Below are 3,517 nucleotides of genomic sequence, written 5' to 3'. Positions count from 1 at the left end.
GCCCGACCGACGTACGCGTGTACCGCGTGGACGTCGCCGACGCGGGTGCGGTGCAGCAGGCCGCCGACGACGTCGTGCACCGGTGGGGCGGCATCGACGTGTGGATCAACAACGCGATGGTGTCGGTGTTCGCGCCGGCGTGGGAGATCCCGGCGCGTGAGTTCCGCCGAGTCACCGAGGTGACCTACCTGGGCACGGTGCACGGCACCCTGGCGGCGCTGCGGCACATGCGCGCGCACGGCCGGGGCGCGATCGTGCAGGTGGGCTCGGCGCTCGCCTACCGGGGGATCCCGCTGCAGTCGGCGTACTGCGCGAGCAAGCACGCCGTCCAGGGGTTCAACGACTCGCTGCGGGCCGAGCTGCTGCACGACTGCCCGGGCGTGAAGCTGTCGATGGTGCAGCTGCCCGCGGTGAACACGCCGCAGTTCTCCTGGGTCCGCACCCGGCTGCCCCGGCATCCGCAGCCGGTGCCGCCGATCTTCGCACCGGAGCTGGCGGCGCGGGCGATCGTCTGGGCCGCCGACCACGGCACCCGGGAGCTGAACGTGGGCGGCCCCACCTGGCGGGCCCGGCTGGGCGACATCCTGATCCCCGGCCTGCTGGACCGCAAGCTGGCCCGGGACGGGTACGACAGCCAGCAGACCGGCGAGGAGATCGACCCGGCGACGTGGCGGGACAATCTCGACCACCCCGGCGACGAGGACCGGGACCGGGGCGCGGCGGGCGTCTTCACCGACCGGGCGCGCGGCCGCTCGGCGGCGCTCTGGGTCGGCACCCACAAGCCGGCGCTGTCCGGTGTCGCGCTCGCCGGCGTGGCGCTGGCCCTCGTCGCCGCGGCCCGGCGACCGCGCTGACCTGCGCACGCACCACGGGTGCACGGCTCCGCACGGGGCGAAGGGACACCGGTCCGCAACGCCCGGAAGGGGAGCCTTTTCAACCTGGACGGGGGAACTAGCTACCCTCTCAGATAGCCCTGTCCGCAAACCGAGGATGTCCGACATGATCGAGCCCGTGCAGCTGCCGTCGCCGTGGCGGGACGCGCGCCTGACCGTCGTGGTGCCCACCTACAACGAGGCGGGCAACCTCCCGGCGCTGGTCGAGCGGCTGCTCGCACTGCCGCTGCCGGGGCTGCGCATCCTCGTCGCCGACGACAACTCCCCCGACGGCACGGGCGAGGTGGCCGACAAGTTGGCCATCGAGCACCCGGACCGGATCGAGGTGGTGCACCGGGCCGGCAAGGAGGGCCTGGGCCGGGCGTACGTGGACGGGATGGGGCGGGCGCTCGACGGCGGCGCCGAGTACGTGGCGCAGATGGACGCGGACCTGTCCCACCCGCCGGAGGCGCTGCCGGGGATGCTGGGGGCGCTGCTCTCCACCCAGGCCGGCGTGGTGATCGGTTCCCGGTACGTGCCCGGTGGCGAGCTGGACGAGAACTGGCCGCTGTACCGCCGGGCGCTCAGCGGTTGGGCGAACCTCTACGTGCACACGCTGCTGCGGGTGCGGATCCGGGACCTGACCGCCGGCTTCAAGATCTGGCGGGCCGACGCGCTGCGGGACATCGGCCTGGAGCGGGTGCAGTCCAACGGCTACAGCTTCCAGGTGGAGATGCACTACCTGGCCACCAAGCTCGGGCACACGATCCTGGAGGTGCCGATCCGCTTCGAGGAGCGGCGCGACGGCGAGTCCAAGATGACCACCGCGACCAAGATCGAGAGCGCGTTGATGCCGTTCCGCCTGCGCAGCAAGCACCGCAACATCACCAGCTGACCGTCCCCCGCCGCGCCCGCCAGCAAGCCGGCCGGGGCGCGGCGGGTCAGTCGGGGTAGACGGCGCGGTGCGCGGTGGCGATGGCGGCGGCGTAGGCGCGGCCGGTGAGCGCACGGTCGCGCGCCAGGGCCGCACGGGCCGCGTTCGCGCCGGGCGCGCCGTGCACCCCGCCGCCGGGATGCGCCGACGCGCTGGCCAGAAAGAGCCGGTCCACCGGGGTGTCCGCCCGGCCCAGGCCGGGGATCGGCCGCAGGAACAGCTGCTGGTACGCGGCGGCGGTGCCCCCGCCGAGCGTCCCGCCGACCAGGCTCGGGTTGCCCTTCTCCAGGTCGGCCGGACCGGCCACGTGCCGCCCGACGATGAGCTGCCGGAAACCCGGTGCGGCCGCCTCCAGCACGTCCTCCATCCGCTCGACGTGCCCGGCGACATCCTCGGCCCGCCAGTCCCGGCGGAACGGCAGGTGCGTGTACGACCAGAGCGACTCGGTGCCCGGCGGGGAGTGGCTCGGGTCGGCCACCGACATCTGCCCGAGCAGCAGGAACGGGTCGCGCGGCAGCTCGCCGCGGGCCAGCTCACCGGAGTAGCGGGTGAGCCCGTCCAGGTCCGCGCCGAGGTGCACGGTGCCGGCGCCGGCCACCTCCCGGTTCGTCCACGGCACCGGCGCGGAGAGCGCCCAGTCGACCTTCAGCGTCGAGCCGTCCCACCGGAAGTGCGCCAGGTCCTCCACGAGCCGCGCCGGCAGGGCGGCCGCGCCGACCAGGTCGAGGTAGAGCGCCGGCGCCGGCACGTCGGCGAGCACGGCCCGTCGGGCCCGCCAGAGTGTGCCGCCCTCGGTGCGCACCCCCATCGCCCGGCCCCGGGCAGTGAGCACCCGGTCGACCCGGGCGCCGTACATGATCCGGCCGCCGCGCTCGTGCAGCCGGGCCACCAGCGCGTTGGTGATCTGCTGCGCGCCGCCGTCGGGCACCGGCCAGCCGACCTGCTGACCGAGCATGGCCAGCAGCCAGCCGTACACCCCGGAGCCGGCCTCCTCCGGGGACAGGTCGGTGTGCAGGGCGCAGCCGGCCAGCAGGGCCGGCCCGCCCTCGCCGTCGAAGAGTTCGTCGCCGAGCTTGCGGACCGGCACCACCAGCCGCCGGGCCAACCGCAGCGCCCCGGCGATCCGCATCCGTCGCAGCAGCGCCAGCCCGCCCCGCACCGGCGGGAACGGCGAGGTGATCGTCGTCAGCATCGGCCCGGCCACCTCGAGCCAGTCGGTGTAGGCGTTCAGCCAGCGCTTGCCGTCGCCGGGGGCGAACCGTTCCAGCGAGGCGGCGGTGACGTCCGGATCCCGGTTGATCACCGCGGCGCGGCCGTCCGGCAGCAGATGCGCCAGCACGTCCGGCGAGTGCCGCCAGGACAGCCCGTACCGGGCCAGGTCGAGCCCCGCCAGCACGGGCGAGGCGTACCCGAGGGGGTAGAAGGAGCTGTAGAGGTCGCTGAGGTAGCCCGGCGCGGTCACCTCGGCGGAGCGGACCGCGCCACCGGGCACGGCCGTCGCCTCCAGCACCACGACGTCCCACCCCGCGTCCGCCAGCAGGTTGGCCGCTACCAGGCCGTTGTGGCCGGCCCCGACGACGACGGCGTCCGCGCTCTCCGCGCCGGTGCTAGTCATCCGATCCGCCTACCCGGCGCGCAACCAGGCGAAACGCGTTTGCCTCGCCGAGACCGGGGCATCCAGCGTCGCATGTACACGGTTGCGCAGTTGATC

At 74.5% G+C, this 3,517-nt stretch carries 3 protein-coding genes; 2 read left to right on the top strand and 1 reads right to left on the bottom strand.

The features are described 5' to 3' along the window. Positions 1-854: SDR family oxidoreductase (locus tag EAD98_RS00615; protein ID WP_121652154.1), on the top strand; the 854-nt coding region annotated here is incomplete at its 5' end. Positions 855-999: 145 nt separating this feature from the next. After that, complete coding sequence (locus EAD98_RS00610) at positions 1,000-1,767, top strand: polyprenol monophosphomannose synthase (RefSeq protein ID WP_121652153.1); 768 nt, start codon at positions 1,000-1,002, stop codon at positions 1,765-1,767. A gap of 46 nt (positions 1,768-1,813) precedes the next feature. Here EAD98_RS00610 and EAD98_RS00605 read toward each other — a convergent pair whose 3' ends face one another. Then, a complete protein-coding gene (locus EAD98_RS00605) occupies positions 1,814-3,421 on the bottom strand; it encodes an NAD(P)/FAD-dependent oxidoreductase (protein ID WP_121652152.1) in 1,608 nt (535 codons plus the stop codon). Positions 3,422-3,517: the final 96 nt, after the last annotated feature.

The organism is Micromonospora sp. CV4, from assembly GCF_003667455.1.
Taxonomy (GTDB): domain Bacteria; phylum Actinomycetota; class Actinomycetes; order Mycobacteriales; family Micromonosporaceae; genus Micromonospora.
Note: the sequence above shows the minus strand (reverse complement) of the source record. Positions and strands in the feature narration are given on the sequence as shown.